20 protein-coding genes are annotated in these 20381 nt (G+C 67.2%); 10 read left to right on the top strand and 10 right to left on the bottom strand.

What is annotated here, in order from left to right:
• Positions 1-396: 396 nt before the first annotated feature.
• Positions 397-1173 carry an enoyl-CoA hydratase gene (locus BM252_RS20065; protein ID WP_093389449.1) on the bottom strand — a complete coding sequence of 259 codons (777 nt, stop codon included), beginning with the start codon at positions 1171-1173 and terminating at the stop codon, positions 397-399.
• 84 nt (positions 1174-1257) lie between these two features.
• Between BM252_RS20065 and BM252_RS20060 the strand changes: the two genes are divergently transcribed.
• Together BM252_RS20060 and BM252_RS20055 are read left to right on the top strand one after the other, a co-directional pair.
• On the top strand, positions 1258-2604 hold the full coding sequence (locus BM252_RS20060; protein WP_342742531.1) for an MFS transporter: 1347 nt from the start codon (positions 1258-1260) through the stop codon (positions 2602-2604).
• A gap of 89 nt (positions 2605-2693) precedes the next feature.
• Positions 2694-3131, top strand: coding sequence for a universal stress protein (locus tag BM252_RS20055; RefSeq protein WP_093389447.1), 438 nt, complete (start codon positions 2694-2696; stop codon positions 3129-3131).
• Positions 3132-3190: 59 nt separating this feature from the next.
• On the opposite strand, the gene mltA is transcribed toward BM252_RS20055, so the two are convergent.
• The gene (mltA, locus tag BM252_RS20050; RefSeq protein WP_093389446.1) at positions 3191-4429 is read right to left on the bottom strand and encodes a murein transglycosylase A; all 1239 of its coding nucleotides are present in this window, start codon (positions 4427-4429) and stop codon (positions 3191-3193) included.
• Between the two features lie 23 nt (positions 4430-4452).
• On the opposite strand from mltA, the gene BM252_RS31130 reads away from it, so the two are divergent.
• Entirely contained in the window at positions 4453-4590 is a 138-nt protein-coding gene (locus BM252_RS31130; RefSeq protein ID WP_174900589.1) for a hypothetical protein, read from the top strand.
• Positions 4591-4646: 56 nt separating this feature from the next.
• On the opposite strand, the gene apaG is transcribed toward BM252_RS31130, so the two are convergent.
• A complete protein-coding gene (gene apaG / locus BM252_RS20045) occupies positions 4647-5021 on the bottom strand; it encodes a Co2+/Mg2+ efflux protein ApaG (RefSeq protein ID WP_093389445.1) in 375 nt (124 codons plus the stop codon).
• Between the two features lie 238 nt (positions 5022-5259).
• Here apaG and rpe point away from each other — a divergent pair, with 238 nt between their 5' ends.
• The 7 genes from rpe to BM252_RS20010 all read left to right on the top strand — a co-directional run bounded on the left by rpe (position 5260) and on the right by BM252_RS20010 (position 11377).
• The gene (rpe, locus tag BM252_RS20040; RefSeq protein WP_093389444.1) at positions 5260-5925 is read left to right on the top strand and encodes a ribulose-phosphate 3-epimerase; all 666 of its coding nucleotides are present in this window, start codon (positions 5260-5262) and stop codon (positions 5923-5925) included.
• A gap of 12 nt (positions 5926-5937) precedes the next feature.
• Complete coding sequence (locus tag BM252_RS20035; RefSeq protein ID WP_093389459.1) at positions 5938-6621, top strand: phosphoglycolate phosphatase; 684 nt, start codon at positions 5938-5940, stop codon at positions 6619-6621.
• 215 nt (positions 6622-6836) lie between these two features.
• Complete coding sequence (gene trpE / locus BM252_RS20030; protein ID WP_093389443.1) at positions 6837-8333, top strand: anthranilate synthase component I; 1497 nt, start codon at positions 6837-6839, stop codon at positions 8331-8333.
• A 1-nt stretch (position 8334) separates the two neighbouring features.
• Positions 8335-8898, top strand: a complete 564-nt coding sequence (locus BM252_RS20025; protein WP_093389442.1) for an anthranilate synthase component II — start codon at positions 8335-8337, stop codon at positions 8896-8898.
• An 89-nt stretch (positions 8899-8987) separates the two neighbouring features.
• Positions 8988-10025 (top strand): anthranilate phosphoribosyltransferase, encoded by a 1038-nt coding sequence (gene trpD, locus BM252_RS20020; RefSeq protein WP_093389441.1) that lies wholly within the window; start codon positions 8988-8990, stop codon positions 10023-10025.
• Between the two features lie 43 nt (positions 10026-10068).
• Positions 10069-10869 (top strand): indole-3-glycerol phosphate synthase TrpC, encoded by an 801-nt coding sequence (gene trpC / locus BM252_RS20015; protein ID WP_093389440.1) that lies wholly within the window; start codon positions 10069-10071, stop codon positions 10867-10869.
• A 16-nt stretch (positions 10870-10885) separates the two neighbouring features.
• Positions 10886-11377, top strand: a complete 492-nt coding sequence (locus tag BM252_RS20010; protein WP_139236637.1) for a TonB C-terminal domain-containing protein — start codon at positions 10886-10888, stop codon at positions 11375-11377.
• 83 nt (positions 11378-11460) lie between these two features.
• Here the strand turns inward: BM252_RS20010 and BM252_RS20005 are convergent, their stop codons facing one another.
• The 7 genes from BM252_RS20005 to BM252_RS19975 all read right to left on the bottom strand — a co-directional run bounded on the left by BM252_RS20005 (position 11461) and on the right by BM252_RS19975 (position 20280).
• Complete coding sequence (locus BM252_RS20005) at positions 11461-12651, bottom strand: GGDEF domain-containing protein (RefSeq protein ID WP_245774352.1); 1191 nt, start codon at positions 12649-12651, stop codon at positions 11461-11463.
• A gap of 218 nt (positions 12652-12869) precedes the next feature.
• Positions 12870-14684, bottom strand: a complete 1815-nt coding sequence (locus BM252_RS20000; RefSeq protein ID WP_093389437.1) for a M61 family metallopeptidase — start codon at positions 14682-14684, stop codon at positions 12870-12872.
• Positions 14685-14741: 57 nt separating this feature from the next.
• Complete coding sequence (locus tag BM252_RS19995) at positions 14742-15332, bottom strand: nucleotidyltransferase family protein (RefSeq protein WP_093389436.1); 591 nt, start codon at positions 15330-15332, stop codon at positions 14742-14744.
• 4 nt (positions 15333-15336) lie between these two features.
• Positions 15337-17565 (bottom strand): xanthine dehydrogenase family protein molybdopterin-binding subunit, encoded by a 2229-nt coding sequence (locus BM252_RS19990; protein WP_093389435.1) that lies wholly within the window; start codon positions 17563-17565, stop codon positions 15337-15339.
• A 10-nt stretch (positions 17566-17575) separates the two neighbouring features.
• Positions 17576-18034 (bottom strand): (2Fe-2S)-binding protein, encoded by a 459-nt coding sequence (locus BM252_RS19985; protein ID WP_093389434.1) that lies wholly within the window; start codon positions 18032-18034, stop codon positions 17576-17578.
• A gap of 195 nt (positions 18035-18229) precedes the next feature.
• Positions 18230-18958 (bottom strand): DsbC family protein, encoded by a 729-nt coding sequence (locus tag BM252_RS19980; protein ID WP_093389433.1) that lies wholly within the window; start codon positions 18956-18958, stop codon positions 18230-18232.
• Between the two features lie 92 nt (positions 18959-19050).
• On the bottom strand, positions 19051-20280 hold the full coding sequence (locus tag BM252_RS19975) for an FAD-dependent monooxygenase (RefSeq protein WP_093389432.1): 1230 nt from the start codon (positions 20278-20280) through the stop codon (positions 19051-19053).
• Positions 20281-20381 lie beyond the last annotated feature (101 nt).

Here is a 20381-nt window from a genome sequence, read left to right as displayed (position 1 = left end):
AGGATCAAACTCTTCAGTTTAATCTCTGTTACTTTGACACTTTCGTGTCACCCTTATTGCTAAGGGGTCGCTCACTCAAAATACTGACAGGCCACTTCTTGCGAAGCGTCCTATTTCATTACTTCTTGTGAACATTTGATATTTTAAGTTGACGACTTCCGAAGAAGTCGCTGCACTTTCATCAAACATCCACACTTATCGACTGTTAATTGTTAAAGAACTTTATTCGGTACTGCCTGCAACCGGGCTTTCAACCCTTGACAAAGCGTTTTGTTTGTCAGTTGCGAAGAAGGAAGAGTATGCAGCGTTTCGGCCATTTCGTCAAGCTTCTTTTTCTCCCCGCCTACTCTGCAACCGCTTGTTTCTGCGTGCATTTCTGCGGGGAGGCGAACTATATCAAAGACCGTCGAACTTAGGCAAGCGCTTTTCCAGGAAAGCGTGCATGCCCTCTTTTTGGGCGGGCGTGCCGAAGGCCGACTGGAACAGGCGGCGCTCGTAATTAACGCCCTCCGTCAGCGTGGTCTCGAAGGCGCGGTTGACGGCGTCCTTGATCATCATCGCCACCGAGGTCGGCATGTCGGCGATGGTGGCGGCGGCAGTCATCGCCTCCTCCAGCAACATCTCGGCCGGCACCACGCGGGAGACCAGGCCGATGCGCTCGGCTTCGGCCGCGTCGATGGTACGGGCGGTCAGCAACAGGTCCATGGCCTTGGATTTGCCGATGGTGCGCGGCAAGCGCTGGGTGCCGCCGGCGCCGGGCGTGACGCCGACCTTGATTTCCGGCTGGCCGAACTTGGCGTTGTCGGCGGCGATCAGGAAGTCGCACATCATGGCCAGCTCGCAGCCGCCGCCCAGGGCGTAGCCGGCGACGGCGCCGATCACCGGCTTGCGCACGCGCAGGATGTGCTCCCAGTTGCGGGTGATGTAGTTGTCGCGGTAGGTGTCGACATAGGTGTAGTCGGCCATGGCGGCGATGTCGGCGCCGGCGGCGAAGGCTCTTTCGCTGCCCGTCAGCACGATGCAGCCGATCGCCGGGTCGGCGTCGAACTTGCGCAGGGCGTCGCCCAGCTCATCCATCATGCGGTCGTTCAGTGCGTTCAGCGCCTTGGGACGGTTCAGGCGAATCAGCGCCACTTTGCCTTGCACGTCAACAATCAGGTCTTCGTATTGCATGGGGACTCCTCCGGTGGATAATCAAGCTTCTAGATCGGTATGCGGCGATTGTATCTTTTATCGTCTATATAGAGAGGTTGCGCGCTGGTATTATTTGAATCTCCATCCGCCGACCGAACCGGGCCTCATATCCTTACCGCCATCCGCCACTACCTGTCCGAACTGCTGGCCCGCGACGCCCTGCTGCGCAACGTCGACTTCCGCCGCTACTGGTTCAGCAGCATTCTGAACGGCTTCGGCGGGCAGATCAGCGCGCTGGCCCTGCCGCTGTGTTCGGCCATCCTGCTGCGCGCCAGCCCTTCGCAGATGGGCATGCTCATGGCCTGCCAGGCGATCCCGTTCGCCTTGTTCGCGCTGCCGGCCGGCGTGCTGCTGGACCGCAGCCGCAAGCTGCCGATCTTGCTCGGCAGCGAGGTGGTGCAGGCACTGACCTTGGCCAGCATCCCGGCGGCCTACTGGCTGGGCCTGCTGTCGATGCACTGGATGTATGCGGTGGCCTTCGTGCTGGGCAGCTGCACCGTGGTCGGTGGCGGCGCCGAGCAGATCTTCCTGACCTTCCTGATCGGTCGCGACGGGCTGATCGACGCCCAGTCCAAGTTCGCCGCCAGCGATTCGGCCTCGCGCCTGATCTCGCCCGGCGTCGCCGGCATCCTGATCCAGTGGCTGACGGCACCCTACGCCATCCTGGTCAACGCCGCCGGCTTCGTGGTGTCGGTGCTCAACCTGCGCCGCATCAGCGTGCGCGACCCGCAGCCGGCGCCGTCCGACAAGCACCCGCTGCGCGACATCCGCGACGGCTTCATCTTCATCTGGGGCCATCCGCTGCTGCGCACGCTGGCCTGGGCGGCCGGCGTCTGGCATCTGCTGTTCTACGGCTACGCCGCGCTGGCCATCCTGTTCGCCACGCGCGAACTGGGCATGTCGCCCGGCGTGCTGGGCGCGGCGCAGATGGTCGGCGGGGTCGGCGTGTTCATCAGCTCGATGGTGATCAAGCCGCTGAACCGCCGCTTCGGCGCCGGCGTCACGCTGCTGATCGGCACCGCCGCCACCACACTGGGCTTCGTGCTGATGCCGGCCATTCCGACGGCGCTGTTCGGCAGCAGCATGGCCACCACCGTCGCCTTCGCCTCGCTGTCGCTGTTCTTCGACTGCGGCGTGATGCTGTTCTTCATGCCCTACATGGCGATGCGGCAAAAGGTCACGCCCGACGCCTTCCTCGGCCGCATGATCTCGACCATGCGTTTCCTGACCGTGGCCACGGCGCCGCTGGGCGCCCTGGCGGCCGGCTACATCGCCGAGCACCTGAGCATCCGCACCGGCATGGCCTGCGTCGGCGCCGGCGGCATCCTGCTGACCATCGCCATGGCGCTGTCCAAGCCCATCCGTGACGTGCGCCCCGAACGGCCTGTTGGCGCCACACTGGACGCCTGAGCGGTGGATGCGGCCTGGTTTGATCTGGATCAAGGATTTCCACTGGTCAATTCCATAAGCTTGCAGCCATACACTCACCGGAGAAGGCCATGTTCAAGAAAATCCTGCTGCCGACCGACGGCTCCGCGCTGTCGGACAAAGCCACCGCCACGGCGATCCAGTTCGCCCAGCTCAACCAAGCGCAGTTGGTCGCCATCAGCGTGATCCACCCCTTCCCCTTCTCGCCGATGGCCGACGGCGGCGCCGTGCTCGACGCCAAGACCTTCGAACGGGAGATGGAGCAGGAGGCGCGCCGCAACATCGCCAAGGTGGCCGCCGCCGCCGAGGCCGCCGGCATCGCCTTCGAGGGCGTGGTCACGCTGTCGTTCAGCCCCTACGAGGAGATCGTCGAGGCGGCCAAGCAGCACGGTTGCGACATCATCATGATGGCCTCGCACGGCCGCAAGGGCCTGAACCGCCTGTTCCTCGGCAGCGAGACGCAAAAGGTGCTGGCCCACACCACTCTGCCGGTGATGGTGCTGCGCTAACAAAAAAGGGCGGCCTCGCGGCCGCCCTGTGCTGAAAAACCAGGCAGATGGCGCGGCGCTCAGCGCGCCGGCGCCTGCCTCGGCAGCAACAACCAGACATTGCCGCGCTGCTTCATGCGGCCGGCGTTCTCCGCCGCCTCGGCGCCGAAGCCGAAGAAATAGTCGACGCGGATCGCGCCACGGATGGCGCCGCCCGTGTCCTGCGCCATCACCAGCCGCTGCAGCGGAATGTCGCTGTTGGCCTGGGTGGTGGCGAGGAACAACGGCACGCCCAGCGGCAGCTGGGCGGCGTCGATGGCCACCGAGCGCTGCGGCGTCAGCGGCACGCCCAGCGCGCCCTTCGGCCCGACGCGCGGATCGGGCAGGCGTTCCTCCTTGAAGAACACATAGCTGGGATTGACGTTGAACAGCTCCTGCTGGCGCGTCGGATGGCCGGCGATCCAGGCCTTGATGCCCTGCGCCGAGGCCTGCTCGAAGGTCAGCTCGCCCTTGTCCACCAGATAGCGGCCGATCGACTTGTAGGGATGGCCGTTCTGGTCGGCGTAGGCGACGCGCACGGTCTCCTGCGTGTCGCTCATTTGCACGCGGCCGGAACCCTGCACCTGGAGGAAGAAGGCCTCGACCGAATCGTCGACCCACAGCAACTCCTTGCCGCCGGCCTCGGTGGCGCGCTCGATCTCGGCGCGGGTAGCATACGGCAACACCTTCTTGCCGACCAGGCGACCGCGCAGGCGCATGCCCTTCAACTCAGGATACACGCTGGCCAGCTCGACGGTGACCAGGTCGTCCGGCACCTTGTACAGCGGCGTCTGGAACGGGCCGCCCTTCTTGCGCGCGCCGTGCAGCAGCGGCTCGTAGTAGCCGGTGACCAGGCCGTCCTCGGCGCCGTCGGGCGCGAGCACCCGCTGCGGCTGCAGGAAGGCCTCGAAAAAGGTGCGGATGGCGCGCTCGTCGTTGCCGTTGACGCCGCGCGCGATGCTGCACGACTCCTTCCAGTCCGGCTTTTTGCCCAGTACGCCGCAGGACGACATGAAGGCCGGCCAGGCGGCGCGCAGGTCGTCCTTGTTCCAGCCGGGCAGGTCGGCGAAGCTGGCCGGGACGAACTGCGGCACGCTCGGCTTGGGCGCCGGGGTCGGCGTCGCTGGCGTTGCGGGCGTTGCGGGCGTGGGGACGACGGCGCCCGGCGGCAGCGGCGCGCTCGGCGCCGGCTTGGGCGCCGGCGGCGCGGTGCCGCAGGCGGCCAAGGCCAGCGCGACGAGGGACAGGGGAACGAGTAGACTACGGCGTGTAAATAACATTGAGGATCGCTATGTGGCTATTAATGATTGAAGCGCTGGTCGCGTTTTTCCTGCTGGCGTTCATCGTCTGGTGGACCATGTACTCGGGCAAGACCCCGCCCCGGCCGACCCGCGCGCTGCCCGAGCCGAAACCGGAGCGGCAGCCCGATCAGGCCGAGTGAAGCAAAAAGGCACGCCCGCAGCGGCGCGGCGTGCCTTTCGCTCGGGCTGCGCTACTTTAGTGCAAAGTGCGCGGCAACGACAACACGAACTCCGGAATGGTCACCTCGAAGCGGTGGCCGTCCTCGGCCACGCAGAAGTATTCGCCCGTCATCGAGCCCTGCGGCGTGGCCAGCGCGGTGCCGCTGGTGTACTCGAACTGCTCGCCCGGCGCCAGCAGCGGCTGGTGGCCGACCACGCCCAGGCCGCGCACCTCGTCGATGTGGTTGTTGGCGTCGGTGATGATCCAGTGGCGGGAAATGAGTTGCGCGGCCACAGTGCCCGTGTTCTTGATCGTGATCGAGTAGGTGAACACGAAGTTGGTGCGTTCCGGGTCGGACTGCTCGGGCAGGTACTGGGTTCTGACCGAGACGGTGAATTCGTATGAGGCCATTAACATTCCTTAAAGATGAAGCAACAGCGGTGCAGCGACGAGGATCTGCAAGCTTGGCGAATTTTCATCGTCCATTCCACATTGCACCGCAAATCCGGGCCGGGCGCAAGGTGTAGCCCGCAATTGGCATGACAATTCTCGGGCGGCGTGCGGCGCCGGCGGCAAAATCGCCAGGCGGGCGCGGCAAAGCGTAAAATAGCGCATCCTTTTTACTGCACGCTCAACGCCAGCCCACACCATGACCACTTTCCGCATCGCTCCCAGCATCCTGTCCGCCGACTTCGCCCGCCTGGGCGAGGAAGTGCGCAACGTCGTCACGGCCGGCGCCGACATCATCCACTTTGACGTCATGGACAACCATTACGTTCCCAACCTGACCATCGGCCCGCTGGTGTGCCAGGCCATCCGCCCCCACGTGCAGGTGCCGATCGACGTCCACCTGATGGTCAAGCCGGTCGACCGCCTGATCCCCGACTTCGCCAAGGCCGGCGCCAACATCATCACCTTCCACCCCGAGGCATCCGAGCACATCGACCGCACGCTGCAACTGATCCGCGACAACGGCTGCAAGGCCGGCCTGGTGTTCAACCCGGGCACGCCGCTGCACTTCCTCGAGCACGTGATGGACAAGATCGACATGATCCTGATCATGTCGGTCAACCCCGGCTTCGGCGGCCAGTCCTTCATCCCCGAGGCGCTGAAGAAGATCGCGCTGGCGCGCCGCCTGATCGACGAGTCGGGCCGCGACATCCTGCTCGAGGTCGACGGCGGCATCAAGATCGACAACATCGCGGCGGCGGCGGCGGCCGGCGCCGACACCTTCGTGGCCGGCTCGGCGATCTTCGGCCAGCCCGACTACAAGGCCGTCATCGACGCCATGCGCGCGCAACTGGCGGGCGTGTAAGTGAAGGCGGGCATGACGGTACTGGCCGGCGTGCGCGCCGCCATCATCGACCTCGACGGCACCATGCTCGACACGCTGCCCGATTTCCAGGTGGCCATCAACCGCATGCGCGCCGACTTCGACCTGGCGCCGATCTCGCAACAGCAGATCGGCCTGATGGTCGGCAAGGGTTCGGAACACCTGATCCACAGCGTACTGTCGCTCGACTACAACGAAGCCGCACTGGCGCCGCTGCTGGCGCCGGCGCTGGCGTCCTACCAGCGCCACTACCTGGACATCAACGGCCAGCACAGCGCGCTGTATCCCGACGTCATCGCCGGCCTGCAGGCGCTGCGCGCGCAGGGCCTGCGCCTGGCCTGCGTGACCAACAAACCGATCGCCTTCGCCAAGCCGCTGCTGGAGATGAAGGGCCTGGCGCCCTACTTCGAGCTGGTCTACGGCGGCGATTCCTTGCCGCGCAAGAAGCCCGACCCGCTGCCGCTGCAAACGGTGTGCCGCGACTTCGCCATGGCACCGGCGACGGTGGTGGCGATCGGCGATTCGCAGAACGACGCCATGGCGGCGCGGGCGGCCGGATGTCCCGTGCTGACTGTGCCTTATGGTTACAATCACGGACAGGCTATACACGCCACCGATTCCGATGGTATAGTTGACACGCTGCTCGACGCGGCGAACCAGATTCGTTTTCATAACTGAACTGCACACAGCCCCTACACCAATAATGTTTCTCGACAAAAAACACAACGTCACCCAACCCGGCTCGATTGAGGCCTGGCTTTGGCGACGCTGGCAATCCTGGCAAAAGTAAGCCACCCTGATTGCTGTCGCATGTGCCCACGCACCCGACAGGTTTTTTGAACAACCACCGCCCCCACACCCTCTTGGCATTCGGGGCGGCATGGAGAGATGACATGACCGAACTCGAATTCAAATCGCTGGCCACGGAAGGCTACAACCGCATCCCCCTGATCGCCGAAGCCTTCGCCGATCTGGAAACCCCGCTGACGCTGTACCTGAAACTGGCGCAGACCCAGCAGGGCGGCAAGAACACCTTCCTGCTCGAGTCCGTCGTCGGCGGCGAGCGCTTCGGCCGCTACTCCTTCATCGGCCTGCCGGCCACGACCGTGTTGCGCAGCTACGGCAGCCGCACCGAGATCGTCAAGAACGGCGTCGTCATCGAGACCCACGAGGGCAACCCGCTCGACTTCATCGAAAGCTTCCAGGCCCGCTTCAAGGTGGCGCTGCGGCCCGGCATGCCGCGCTTCTGCGGCGGCCTGGCCGGCTACTTCGGCTACGACACCGTGCGCCACATCGAGAAGAAGCTGGCCGCCACCCAGCCCAAGGACGACCTCGGCCTGCCCGACATCCAGCTGATGGTGACCGAGGAGCTGGCGGTGATCGACAACCTGTCCGGCAAGCTGTACCTGATCGTCTACGCCGACACCGCCCAGCCCGAGTCGTTCTCGAAGGCGCGCCAGCGCCTGAAGGACCTGCGCATGATGCTGCGCCGCGGCGTCGACGCGCCGGTCACCTCCAGCTCGGTACGCACCGAGATCATCCGCGACTTCAACAAGGAAGACTACCTGAAGGCCGTCGCCAAGGCGCACGAGTACGTGATGGCCGGCGACCTGATGCAGGTGCAGATCGGCCAGCGCATCCGCAAGCCCTACGTCGATTCGCCGCTGACGCTGTACCGCGCGCTGCGTTCGCTGAACCCGTCGCCGTATATGTACTTCTACAATTTCGGCGACATGCAGATCGTCGGCGCCTCGCCGGAGATTTTGGTGCGCAACGAGACCGCCGCCGACGGCGAGAAGAAGGTCACGCTGCGCCCGATCGCCGGCACCCGTCCGCGCGGCGCCACGCCCGAGCGCGACGCCGAGCTGGCCAGGGAGCTGCTGGCCGATCCGAAGGAGATCGCCGAGCACGTGATGCTGATCGACCTGGCCCGCAACGACCTGGGCCGCATCTCCGAAATCGGCAGCGTGCAGGTCACCGACCGCCTGGTGATCGAAAAATACTCGCATGTGCAGCACATCGTCTCCAACGTCGAGGGCAAGCTGAAGGGCGGCCTGTCGAACCTGGACGTGCTGCGCGCCACCTTCCCGGCCGGCACCCTGACCGGCGCGCCGAAGGTGCGGGCGATGGAGGTCATCGACGAGCTGGAGATCTCCAAGCGCGGCATCTACGGCGGCGCCTGCGGCTACCTGTCGTTCGGCGGCGAGATGGATGTGGCGATCGCCATCCGCACCGGCGTCATCAAGGACGGCATGCTGTACGTGCAGGCCGCCGCCGGCATCGTCGCCGACTCGGTGGCCGAGATGGAATGGCAGGAAACCGAAAACAAGGCGCGCGCCGTGCTGCGCGCCGCCGAACAAGTGCAAGACGGCCTGGATGGGGAGTTCTAACATGCTGCTCATGATCGACAACTACGACTCCTTCACCTACAACATCGTACAGTACTTCGGCGAGCTGGGCGAGGACGTGCGCACCTTCCGCAACGACGAGATCAGCATCGCCGAGATCGAGGCGCTGAACCCGGACCGCATCTGCATCTCGCCGGGCCCGAAGGACCCGGCGCAGGCCGGCATTTCGCTCGAGGTGCTCAAGCACTTCGCCGGCAAGAAGCCGATGCTCGGCGTCTGCCTGGGCCACCAGGCCATCGGCGAGGCCTGCGGCGGCAAGGTGATCCGCGCCAAGCAGGTCATGCACGGCAAGACCTCGCTGATCGCCCACACCGGCGTAGGCGTGTTCAAGGGCCTGCCCTCGCCGTTCACGGTGATCCGCTACCACTCGCTGGCGATCGACCGCGCCACGCTGCCGGCCTGCCTGGAAGTGACGGCGTGGACCGACGACGGCGAGATCATGGGCGTGCGCCACAAGGAGTTCGACATCGAGGGCGTGCAGTTCCACCCCGAGTCCATCCTGTCCGAGCACGGCCACGCCCTGCTGAAGAACTTCCTGGTCCGCTGACGCCAGCCGCGCGCCGCCACGGCGGCGCGCCCCTCATCGAGCTGTCCGTCGCCGCGACCCGCGTCCTCATCATTGAAGAAGGAACCATCATGCCGATCACCCATCAAGAAGCCCTGCTGCGCTGCATCGAACACCGCGAAATCTTCCACGACGAGATGCTCCACCTGTTCCGCCAGATCATGTCCGGCGAGATGTCGCCGGTGATGATCGCCGCCCTCACCATGGGCCTGCGCGTGAAGAAGGAAACCATCGGCGAGATCGCCGCCGCCGCCCAGGTGATGCGCGAGTTCTCCACCAAGGTGCCGATGGCCGACACCCGCGGCCTGCTCGACATCGTCGGCACCGGCGGCGACGGCGCCCACACCTTCAACATCTCGACCACGGCGATGTTCGTCGCCGCCGCCGCCGGCGCGCGCGTGGCCAAGCACGGCGGACGCAGCGTGTCGTCCTCGTCCGGCAGCGCCGACGTGATCGAGGCGCTGGGCGCCAACATCAACCTGAAGCCCGAGCAGATCGCCCAGTCGATCGCCCAGACCGGCATCGGCTTCATGTTCGCGCCCAACCACCACGCCGCCATGAAGCACGCCGCGCCGGTGCGCCGCGAGCTGGGCGTGCGCACCATCTTCAACATCCTCGGCCCGCTGACCAACCCGGCCGGCGCGCCGAACATTTTGATGGGCGTGTTCCACGAGGATCTGGTCGGCATCCAGGTGCGCGTGCTGCAGCGCCTGGGCGCGCAGCACGCCATCGTGGTCTACGGCCGCGACAACATGGACGAGGTCTCGCTCGGCGCCGCCACCCTGGTCGGCGAGCTGGTCGACGGCGAGATCCGCGAGTACGAGATCCATCCCGAGGACTTCGGCATGCAGATGATCGCCAGCCGCAACCTGCGGGTGGCCAACGCCTCCGAGTCGCAGGCCAAGATGATGGAGGCGCTGCGCGGCGAACCCGGCGCCGCCCACGACATCGTCGCGCTCAACGCCGGCACCGCGCTGTACGCCGCCGGCACCGCCAGCTCGATCGAGGACGGCCTGCGCCTGGCGCGCATCGCCATCAGCTCCGGCGCGGCGCTGGAAAAGGTCAACCAGTTCGTCCAGGTCACGCAGAGCCTGGGCGCCAACAACTAAGCCGGGCGCGCGCCCCCGCCCACACCCTCACCAGATTGCCATCATGTCCGACATCCTCAACAAAATCCTCGCCGTCAAGGCCGACGAAGTGGCCGCCGCCAAAAAACACCGCAGCCTGGCCAGCCTGCGCAGCGAAGTCGAGGGCGACGCCGAACTGCGCCAGGGCCTGCGCGGCTTCGAGGCCAGCCTGCGCCAGCGCATCGCCGGCGGCGCCGCCGGCGTCATCACCGAGGTGAAGAAGGCCTCGCCGTCGAAGGGCGTGCTGCGGGCCGACTTCCGCCCGGCCGAGATCGCCGCCAGCTACGCCGCCAACGGCGCCGCCTGCCTGTCGGTGCTGACCGACGAGCAGTTCTTCCAGGGCTCGGTGGCCTACCTGAAGCAGGCGCGCGCCGCCTGCGCCATTCCGGTGCTGCGCAAGGACTTCATGGTCGACATGTACCAGGTCTACGAGGCGCGCGCCATGGGCGCCGACTGCATCCTGCTGATCGTCTCGGCGCTGGACCACGGCCTGATGGCCGAGCTGGAGGCCTGCGCCCACGAGCTGGGCATGGGCGTGTTGGTCGAGGTGCACGACGGCGACGAGCTGGACGCGGCGCTGCGCCTGAAGACGCGCATGGTCGGCATCAACAACCGCAACCTGCGCACCTTCGAGACCTCGCTAGACACCACGCTGGGCCTGCTCGAGCGCATTCCTGCCGAGCGCCTGGTGGTGACCGAATCTGGCATCATGGTGGCGGACGACGTACAACGCATGCGCGCCGCCGGCGTGCACGCCTTCCTGGTCGGCGAGGCCTTCATGCGCGCGCCGGACCCGGGCGCCGAGCTGGCCCGCCTGTTCAACTGACCCGGAGTACACCACCATGGCAAGCCGATCGCAGCATACATTGAGGATCGCGCTTGCCGCCGGCGCCGCGCTGCTGCTGGCCTCCTGCCACAAGGAGCCGCCGGTGCTGCCCAAGGTCGGCCCGCTGCCGGCGCCGCCCGCCGCCGCCACGCCGGCGCCGCCGCGCGCCGCCGCCAATCTCGACGAGTACAAGGTGCAGGTGGCCGAACGCATCCTGGCCAGCAATCCGCAACAGACCTTTAGCGGCCGGCTGCCGCCGATGCTGCCGGCCATCGTCGTGCTCGACATCGGCATCGACCGCGACGGCGGCGTCAGTGAGGCGCGCGTGCACCGCTCGCGCGACAACGCCGCCTCCAAGGTGGCGCTGGCCGCGCTGGCGGCCGGCACACCCTACCCCAAGCCGGGCCACCTGCTGCGCTTCGGCCACAAAACCTTGGTGTTCTCCGAGACCTTCCTGTTCAACAAAGACTACCGGTTCCAGCTGCGCACGCTGGCCGGGCCGCAGTAGGTGGCCCCGCCTTGGCGCCCCGCCTTGGCGCCCCGCCTTGGCGCCAAGGCCGTGGACCAAGGCCGTAGACCAAGGCCAGGCGCCTAGGCGCGGATAGCGTGCAACATCGACGCCGGCGGGCTGGCCGGCTCGGCCACCTCGATGCGGTCGCGGCCGTTGGCCTTGGCGCGGTACAGCGCGGCGTCGGCACGCATCAGCAGGCCGTCCAGATCCTCGGCGGCGCTCTGCTGGCAGGCCACGCCGATGCTGACCGTGTAGGCCGGCATGCCTTCCGGGTGCGGCCCGCGCAAGGCGACGCGTATCCGCTCGGCGGCGCCGATGGCGCGCTCCACGCCGGTGTCCGGCAGCAGCACGACGAACTCCTCGCCGCCGAAGCGGGCCATGTGGTCCGACTCGCGCAAGGTCTTGCCGACGGTGGCGGCGACATGCACCAGCACGCGGTCGCCCATGGCGTGGCCATACTGGTCGTTGATCTGCTTGAAGAAATCCAGGTCGATGCTGAGCAAGGTCATGCCGCGGGCGGCGCGGCGCAGTTGCGCCCGCTCCTTGCCGTAGATGTCGGCGAAGCCGCGCCGGTTCAGCACGCAGGTCAGCGGGTCGAGGGTGGAACGCAGCTCGAGGATGCTCTGCAGGCGGCGCGTGGCCACCGTCATGAAACCGACCGCCAGCAGCAACACCATGAAGTTGGCGGTGGCCAGATAGAAGCTGGCGAAGGGGCCGCCGCGCATCAGATCGACGCTGGTGGCGCTGCCGAACAGCGCCAGGCAGCCGCGCAGCAGCACTGCCAGGGTCTGGAACAGCATCAGCGCGCCGAAAAATCGGGTGGAGAAATGGCGCTCGCCGTAGCGCCAGATCAGCTGCACCTGGCGCGCGTAGAAGCCGAAGACGAGAAAGGAGAACACCGCGACGCGGGCCTGGAAGTCCGGCCAGACCAGCAACCAGCAGGCGATGGCGCTCATGCCCAGCCCCCACACCAGATGGAAGGCGCGCCAGCTGGGCGGCCGGTGGTAGAAGCGCTCGGTGCCGACCATCGACAGGCCCAGGCCCCAGAGCAACATGGAATTGGCACTCAACAGCGCCAGCGCCGGCGGCAGCACGCCGCGCAGGTTGAACAACACCGCCGCCGCGATCAGCAGCAACAGCCCCACCGCCCAATGGCCGAGGCCACGGATCTCGGCCGGGAAGCTGCGGTCGGCGGCGAACAGCACGACGCTCATCGCGCCACCCATCAAGGCCGACATCAGAATGATCGTTGAGGGGTCGAGCAGGGTCACTGGCTATCCGGTATGGTGAGTGGTATTGACGCGCGTAGCGGGATTCTAGACCAGAACGGCGCCGTTGAACATCGCAGGGATGAAAGTGGGGGGGGAAGCCACGCCCCCACACGGCGGCAGGCGCGGGTCTGCCCCTGGGTTGCTAAAACCACCCAGATGCGCCGAGCCAGGGTCAGACCCTTAGGGTCTGACCCTAGATTTTCGCCGCAGGGTTGTGCTCAGCGCGGTGCGCTGGGGCGCGACGGGCCGGCGGCCTTCTTGCCGGCCGGCGCCAGCGCCAAGGCGACGTTGGGCACGCGGTCGCCCTGCAGTCGCAGGCGGAAGCTCATCAGTTCATCGCGGCGGAAGGCGTGCACCTCGACCTCTGAGCCGACGCCGTAGCGCGACAGCAGCGTGTCCAGATTGGTCGCCGTGACGCGCAGGCCGTCGATGGCGACCAGCAGGTCGCCCGCCGACAGGCCGGCCTGGTGCGCCGCGCCGCCCTCGTGGACGCTGGACAGCTTGCAGTCGTTGCCGTCGCGGCCGGCGTTGACGTCCAGGCTGGGTTTGGTCGACTTGCGCTCGTCGCTGTACTTGACGCCGAACTGCGCCAACAGCTTGGCCAGCGGCAGGTCGTCGGTGCCGCGCACGTACTTGTCGAAGAAGGGCTTGAGGCGCATGCCGCTGATCTCGTCGAACAGCGCCTCCACCTCGGCCGGCGTGACGCCGCGTCCCACGGTGGGGTAGAAGTCGCGGCCGTAGCGCTGCCAGAGCGCCAGCATGACGTCGTCGAGCGACTTCTTGCCGGCGCTCTTGGCGCGGATGCTCAGGTCGAGCGCCAACGCCACCAGCGAGCCCTTGGTGTAGTAGCTGACGATGGCGTTGGGCGCGTTCTCGTCCTGGCGGTAGTACTTGGTCCAGGCGTCGAAGCTGGACTCGGCCACGCTTTGCTTGCTGCGGCCGCTGCCGCGCAGCACGCCGACTATGGTCTTGGCCAGCAGCTTGAAGTAGGCCGGCTCGCCGATGATGCCGGCGCGGACCAGCATCAAATCGTCGTAGTAGCTGGTGAAACCCTCGAACAGCCAGAGCAGCGGCGAGTGGCTTTCCACCTGCAGGTCGTAGGGGGCGAAGGCGGCCGGCTTGATGCGCTTGACGTTCCAGGTGTGGAAGTACTCGTGGCTGCACAGGCCGAGGAACTGCAGGTAGCCGTCGCTGACCTCGGCCTTCTTCGGCGCGGCGCTGCTGGGCAGGTCGGCGCGGGCGCAAATCAGCGCGGTCGAGGCGCGGTGCTCCAGGCCGCCGTAGCCGTCGCCGACGGCCAGGGTCAGGAAGACGTAGCGCTGCATCGGCGCGCGTTTGCCGCGCGGCTCGAAGAAGGCGATCTGGGTTTCGCAGATCGCCTTCAGGTCGGCGCACAGGCGCGCCATGTCCAGATTGGGCACGCGGCCGCTGATGACAATGTCGTGCGCGATGCCGTGCGCCTTGAAGGTGGCCAGGGCGAAGTCGCCCAGCTCGACCGGATGGTCAATCAGCTCGTCGTAGTTGGCGGCGATGTAGGTGCCGAAGCCGTAGCGCTTGGCCTTCAACTCGGGCAGCGCGGTGGCCACGCGCCAGGTGCGCGCGGCGGCGTCGGCCGGGCGTTGGATGTCGACCTGGTGCGGCGCGTGTTCCTGCCCCGGCACGCGCAGGAACACGCTGGTGCCGTTGAAGAAGGCGTGGGTCTGGTCGAGGTGGGCGGCGCGCACCGACAGGTCCCAGGCGTACACCTCGTATTCGAGCGTCAGCGCGCCCTTGACCGGGGCGGCGCGCCAGGAGTGCTTGTCCAGCTTGGTCAGCGCGACCGGCTGGCCACGGCTCTCGGCGCGGATTCGCACGATGTTGCGGGCGAACTCGCGGATCATGTAGCTGCCCGGTATCCAGGCCGGCAGGATGAATTGCTGGCCTTCGGCGGCCGGTGCCTCGACCGTCAGGGTGACTAGGAAGATATGCCCGGCCAGGTCCTTGGGGACGATGGTGTAGGCGACGGCGGGCTTGCTGCTATTTGGCTTTTTCATTGTTGTCCTCGTGTTCTGGCATGGCTACCACTGGGGCGGCACACGCGTTACTCAGGGTCAGACCCTAGGGTCTGACCCTTTTTCCAAGTCGTTCGGCAAATCGATATCGCGCAGCACGCCGGCGTCGTCGACCTCGACTTCGCTGACGGTGTGGCTGTGCAGGATGGCGCGGGCGCCCTGGTCGCCGTCCAGCGCCAGCAGCAGCGACAGGTAGTCGCCGCAAAAGGCCACCGGATTGCCGCGCCGTCCCCGGTACAGCGGCGCGGCGATGCGGGCGCCGCCCTCGATGCGCTCGGCCAGCAGACGCATGGTCGCTGGCCGCACAAACGGCATGTCGCCCAGCGCCACCAGCCAACCGGGCGCGCCACGGGCGTAGTCTAGCGCATGGGTGAGCGAGGCGGCCATGCCGGTGTCGGCTTCGGCGCAAACGCGCACCTCGCAGCCGGCCGCGCCGAGCAGCGCGGCGACGCTCTCGTCGCCCGGCCGCACCACGGCGACCACGCGCGGCAGCGCGGCGAGCAAATTCTTGGCGCTGGCGAGGACGACGGCGTCGCCGTTCGCCAGCGGCTGCAGCAGTTTGTTCTGCACGCCGGAGGGGTCGAAACGCTTGCCCCTTCCGGCGGCCAGCAAAATGCCGACCAGCGGCATCCGCTTAGGCCGAGGCCAGGTCGAACGGCAGCTTGCGCAAACGCTTGCCGGTCAACTTGAACAAGGCGTTGGCGTAGGCCGGCGCCAGCGGCGGCAAGCCCGGTTCGCCCATGCCGGTCGGCGCGTCGGCCGAGGGCACGATGTGCACCGCCACCTGCGGCATGTCCGGCATGCGCGCCACCGGGTAGTCGCTGAAGTTCTGCTGCTCGACCACGCCGTCCTTGAGCGTGATGGCGGCGCCCGGCAAGGTGGTGCCGACCGCCATCAGCACGGCGCCCTGCACCTGCGCCTCGATGGTCAGCGGGTTGACGGCCAGGTTGCAGTGCACGCCGGCGGTCACGCTGTGCAGCTTGGGCACGCCGTTCTTCACCGAGGCGGTGACCACGTAGGCCACCACGCTGTTGAACGACTCGTGCAGCGCGACGCCCCAGGCCTGGCCCTTCGGCAGCGCCTTCTTGCCGTAGCCGGACTTGGCCACGGCCAGGTCGAGCGCGGCCAGGTGGCGCTTGGCCTTCTCGCCCAGCAGCTGGCGACGGTAGGCCACCGGGTCCATCTTGGCGGCGTGGGCCGCCTCGTCGATCAGCGTCTCCATGACGAAGGCGGTGTGGGTCGAGCCGACCGAACGCCACCACAGCACCGGCACGTTGGCCTTGACGTTGTGGACGCTCAGGTTCATCGGCACTTCATACGGTTCGCCCATGCCCTCGACCATGGTGTGGTCGACGCCGTTCTTGACCATCATCGGCTCGAACGGCGTGCCGGAAATGATGGACTGGCCGACGATGGTGTGGTTCCAGGCGACGATGTGGCCCTTGTCGTCCAGCCCCAGTTCGGCGCGGTGGACGTGCGAGGGACGGTAGTAGCCGCCCTTGATGTCGTCCTCGCGGCTCCACACCACCTTCAACGGGCCGGATTTGCCGCTGGCGTTCCAGGCCTTGGCGATATTGGTCGCCTCGACCAGGTAGTCCGAGGTGGGCACGGCGCGGCGGCCGAAGCCGCCGCCGGCCATCATCGTGTTGAGCACCACCTGCTCCGGTTTGAGGCCGGCGGTGGCGGCGATGGCGCCCTGGTCGATGGTCTGGAACTGCGAGCCGGCCCACACGGTGCAGCCGTCGGCGCGCAGGTCGATGACGCAGTTGAGCGGCTCCATCGGCGCGTGCGCCAGATAGGGGAACTCGTAGACGGCGGTGATCTTGGTCGGTGCCGCCGCCAGCTTGGAGGTGTCAGCCTGCTTGGCCGACACGCCCGGCTTCTGCGCCAGTTCCTTGTACTCGGCCAGCTGCTTGTCGCTGCTGACCTTCTCCACCGCGCTGGTGTCCCACTCCACCACCAGGGCGTCGCGGCCCTGCTTGGCCGGCCAGTAGCCCTCGGCGATCACCGCCAGGCCACGGCCGCCACGGTCGGTGGCCACTTCCAGCACCTCGATCACGCCCTTGATGGCCTTGGCCTTGCTGGCGTTGAACTTGGCGACCTTGGCGCCGAACACCGGCGGCCGCGCCACCAGCACCACCTTGCTGTTGGGCGCCTTGAAGTCGATGCCGAACTCCTGCTTGCCGGTCGATTTGAGGCGGGCGTCGAGCCGCTTGACCGGCTTGCCGATGATGCGGAAGTCCTTGGCGTCCTTCAGCTTGACGCTGGCGGGGACCGCCTGCTTCATGGCGGCGTCGGCCAGCGCGCCGAAGTTGGACTTTTGCCCGGCCGGTCCGCTCAGCACGCCCTTGGCGACCTTGACCTGCTCCGGCGCCACCTTCCACTGCTCGGCGGCGGCGGCCACCAGCATGGCGCGCGCCTTGGCGCCGATTTCGCGGTACTGCATGAAGGAGTGGTTGATGGTGCCCGAGCCGCCGGTCATCTGGATGCCGAAGGCCGGGTCCTTGTACTGGTCGCCGGCCGGCGCCAGCGCGCCGCGCATCTGCGCCCAGTCGGCGTCGAGCTCCTCGGCGATCAGCATCGGCAAGGCGGTATGCACGCCCTGGCCGAATTCGAGCCGGTTGACCTGCACGGTGATGCTGTTGTCCGCCGCGATGTGCAGGAAGGCGTTCGGCTGGAACACCGTCTTGCCGGCCTGCGCGTTGGCGAACTTGTTGGCGCCGGGGATGAAGAAGCCCAGCACCAGGCCGCCGCCCAGCACCGCGCCGGCCTTCATGAAGCCGCGCCGCGACAGGCCGCCCGCCGGCGTGGAGGCGGCCGCTTCCGTTTGCATCGATTCTTGATTCAGCCATTCAGTGCGCATGTCATTCCCCTTAGGCGATGGTTTTGGCGGCGTCTTTGATGGCGGCGCGGATGCGTTGATAGGTGCCGCAGCGGCAGATGTTGCCGCTCATGGCGTTGTCGATGTCGGCGTCGCTGGGCGCCTTGTTGGAGCGCAGCAGCGCGGTGGCGCTCATCACCTGGCCGCTTTGACAGTAGCCGCATTGCGGCACGTCGTGCTTGACCCAGGCCTCCTGCACCGCCTTGCCGACCTTGTCCGACTCCATCGCCTCGATGGTGGTGATCTTCTGCCCGACGGCGGCCGAGATCGGCGTGATGCAGGAGCGGATCGGCTGGCCGGCCAGGTGCACGGTGCAGGCGCCGCACAGCGCCGCGCCGCAGCCGAATTTGGTGCCGGTCAGGTTCAGGTTGTCGCGCAGCGCCCACAGGATGGGGGTCGAGGGATCGGCGTCCACCTGCATGTCTTTGCCGTTGATATTCAGGGTGATCATCTAGTGTGCTCCTTGGGGCGGGGTTCTGATTGGAGGAGTGAAAGCCGGGACAGCGGGCGACGCGCGTACGGCGGCGCGCCGTGAGGCAGCGGGTGAACCCCGCTTTTGTCATGGACCATCGGTGATGCCGGGTGCAGCAAAATGGAAGCTAAGGGATGCGGCGGGCCGCGCCAACGGCGGCCCGCGAAAACGGATTTACTGCTTGATCGATGCGAGCTTGGCTTCCAGCGCCTTCAGGTCGATGGCGCCGGGGATGCGGCTGCCGTCGGCGAAGAAGATGGCCGGCGTGCCGTTGATGCGCAGCTTGTGGCCCAGTTCGACCACCGCCTCGTTGGGCGTGCTGGCGCAGCCGGCCGGCGCGGCCGGCGCGGCCTTGCCGGACAACATCCAGTCGTCCCAGGCCTTGTTGCGGTCCGGCGCGCACCAGATGTTCTTCGACTTGACGAAGGAGTCGTCGGACAGGATGTTGTACATGAAGGTGTAGACGGTGACGTTGTCCAGGTCCTTCATCGTGGTCTGGCGGAAGCGCTTGCAGTAGCCGCAGTTGGGGTCCTCGAAGACGGCGATGACGCGCTTGCCGTCGCCCTTGACGGTCTTCAGCGCGTGCTGCAGCGGCAGGTCGGAGAACTTGATCTGGTTGATCTCGTCGAGGCGCTTCTTGGTCAGGTCGACCGAGTTGACGGCGTCGTAGACGTGGCCGGAGAACAGGTAGGTGGCGCTCTTGTCGGTGTAGAGGATCTCGCCGTTGAAGCGGATCTCGTACAGGCCGCCGTAGGGCGTGGCCTTGACCGAGTCGACCTTGATGCCGTCGCCCAGGCGCGGCTCGATGAGTTTTTTGATGGTTTCCTCGACCGGCGTTTCGGCGCCGACGCAGGACGCGACCAGCGCGGACAATAACAACAGGGCGATCTTGCTCTTTCTCATACCATCTCCGATGACGACTACACGACGCGCGCCGGCAAAGGCCGGCGCGCGCTTGGTTCCAATGCCGCCGGGGCGGGCCCGGCGCGATCCGCTCAGCCCTGCTTGCCGAGGGCGTGCGAGATCAGCCGGCGCTTGAGCCCGGGCAGTTTATCCAGCAAGTTTAATCCGAAATTGCGAACCACGCGCAGCGGCTCCAAATCGGCGCCGAACAGGCGCGCCAAACCGTCGGTGGCGAGCTGCATCAGCAGCACGTCCTCCTTGCGGGCACGGGCGTAGCGGGCCAGCACGCGCTCGTCGCCGATGCCGCGCTGCGCCTCGCGCTCGGCGACGCAGCGCACCAGCTGCTCGACGTCGGCGAAACCCAGGTTCATGCCGTGGCCGGCCAGCGGGTGGACCACGTGGGCGGCGTCGCCGACCAGGGCGACGCGGCCCGAGACCATGCTGTGCGGGCGCATCAGGCGCAGCGGGAAGTCGCGCACCAGCTCCGGCCGCAGCGGCGTCAGCTTGCCCAGCTTGGCGTCGGCGAACGGCGCCAGGCGGGCGGCCAGCTGTTCGGCCGACTCGGCGCGCAGCGTGGCGGCCAGCGCCTCGGGCGCCGACCAGACCAGCGAGACCATGTCGCCCGGCAGCGGCAGCAGGGCGACGATGCCCTCGGCGCCGGTGAACCACTGCTGCGCGGCGCCGTGGTGCGGCCGCTCGCAGTGGAAGTTCGACACCACGGCGCACTGGCCGTAGGAGCGGTAGTCCATGCCGATGTCGCACTGGCCGCGCACCCAGGACTGGGCGCCGTCGGCGCCGACCACCAGCGCGGCCTGGATGGACGAGCCGTCGTCCAGGTGCACGGTGGCATGCTCGGCGCCGCGCAGCAGGCCGGTGGCGCGGCCCTGCACCATGCTCACGTTCTGGGCGAAGCGCAGCGCGGCGTCGAGCGCCTGGTTCAGGTTGCGGTCCTCGACGATCCAGGCCAGCGTGCCGGTGTGGGCGCCGTAGGCGTCGAAGCCGAGCGCGCCGGCCTGGGCGCCGTCGCCGTTGACCAGCATGGCGTCGACCGGGGCGACGCGGGCGGCGTCGAGCGCGCCCCACACCTTGAGGGCGGACAGCAGGTGGAAGGCGGTGTGGTTGAGGGCGAAGACGCGCACGTCCCAGCCGGGGTCGGCGCCGGCCGAAGCCGAAGCCGGCGGCGCCGGCGGACACAGCAGGGTGACACTCTGCCCGGCCTGGGCGAATCCGAGTGCCGCCGTCTTGGCGATGGCGCCGTTGCCGACGATGCAAATATCACTCTGGATGAAGCGCCGCACGGAGGGGGAGGATGGACTGTTCATCCGAGCATTATAGCCCCTGTAGCCCAGCGGAATCGAGCGCGCCGGCGCGGGGGGCGGGACGGCCGGCGCCACCGCCCCGCCCCCGTGCGGTAAATAGTTTC

This window comes from Rugamonas rubra, from assembly GCF_900114705.1.
Classification (GTDB): Bacteria; Pseudomonadota; Gammaproteobacteria; order Burkholderiales; family Burkholderiaceae_D; genus Rugamonas; species Rugamonas rubra.
This window is presented reverse-complemented; position numbering and strand designations above follow the sequence as displayed.

Bases quoted from the DNA above. Each gene is read 5' to 3' on its own strand.
- BM252_RS20000 (WP_093389437.1), bottom strand. From the start codon at position 14,684: ATGAAAAAGCCAAATAGCAGCAAGCCCGCCGTCGCCTACACCATCGTC.
- BM252_RS31130 (WP_174900589.1), top strand. From the start codon at position 4,453: ATGATTGAAGCGCTGGTCGCGTTTTTCCTGCTGGCGTTCATCGTCTGG.
- BM252_RS19985 (WP_093389434.1), bottom strand. From the start codon at position 18,034: ATGATCACCCTGAATATCAACGGCAAAGACATGCAGGTGGACGCCGAT.
- trpD (WP_093389441.1), top strand. From the start codon at position 8,988: ATGCCGATCACCCATCAAGAAGCCCTGCTGCGCTGCATCGAACACCGC.
- BM252_RS19975 (WP_093389432.1), bottom strand. From the start codon at position 20,280: ATGAACAGTCCATCCTCCCCCTCCGTGCGGCGCTTCATCCAGAGTGAT.
- apaG (WP_093389445.1), bottom strand. From the start codon at position 5,021: ATGGCCTCATACGAATTCACCGTCTCGGTCAGAACCCAGTACCTGCCC.
- BM252_RS20010 (WP_139236637.1), top strand. From the start codon at position 10,886: ATGGCAAGCCGATCGCAGCATACATTGAGGATCGCGCTTGCCGCCGGC.
- rpe (WP_093389444.1), top strand. From the start codon at position 5,260: ATGACCACTTTCCGCATCGCTCCCAGCATCCTGTCCGCCGACTTCGCC.
- trpE (WP_093389443.1), top strand. From the start codon at position 6,837: ATGACCGAACTCGAATTCAAATCGCTGGCCACGGAAGGCTACAACCGC.
- trpC (WP_093389440.1), top strand. From the start codon at position 10,069: ATGTCCGACATCCTCAACAAAATCCTCGCCGTCAAGGCCGACGAAGTG.
- BM252_RS20025 (WP_093389442.1), top strand. From the start codon at position 8,335: ATGCTGCTCATGATCGACAACTACGACTCCTTCACCTACAACATCGTA.
- BM252_RS20035 (WP_093389459.1), top strand. From the start codon at position 5,938: ATGACGGTACTGGCCGGCGTGCGCGCCGCCATCATCGACCTCGACGGC.
- BM252_RS19980 (WP_093389433.1), bottom strand. From the start codon at position 18,958: ATGAGAAAGAGCAAGATCGCCCTGTTGTTATTGTCCGCGCTGGTCGCG.
- BM252_RS19995 (WP_093389436.1), bottom strand. From the start codon at position 15,332: ATGCCGCTGGTCGGCATTTTGCTGGCCGCCGGAAGGGGCAAGCGTTTC.
- mltA (WP_093389446.1), bottom strand. From the start codon at position 4,429: ATGTTATTTACACGCCGTAGTCTACTCGTTCCCCTGTCCCTCGTCGCG.
- BM252_RS20055 (WP_093389447.1), top strand. From the start codon at position 2,694: ATGTTCAAGAAAATCCTGCTGCCGACCGACGGCTCCGCGCTGTCGGAC.
- BM252_RS19990 (WP_093389435.1), bottom strand. From the start codon at position 17,565: ATGCGCACTGAATGGCTGAATCAAGAATCGATGCAAACGGAAGCGGCC.
- BM252_RS20065 (WP_093389449.1), bottom strand. From the start codon at position 1,173: ATGCAATACGAAGACCTGATTGTTGACGTGCAAGGCAAAGTGGCGCTG.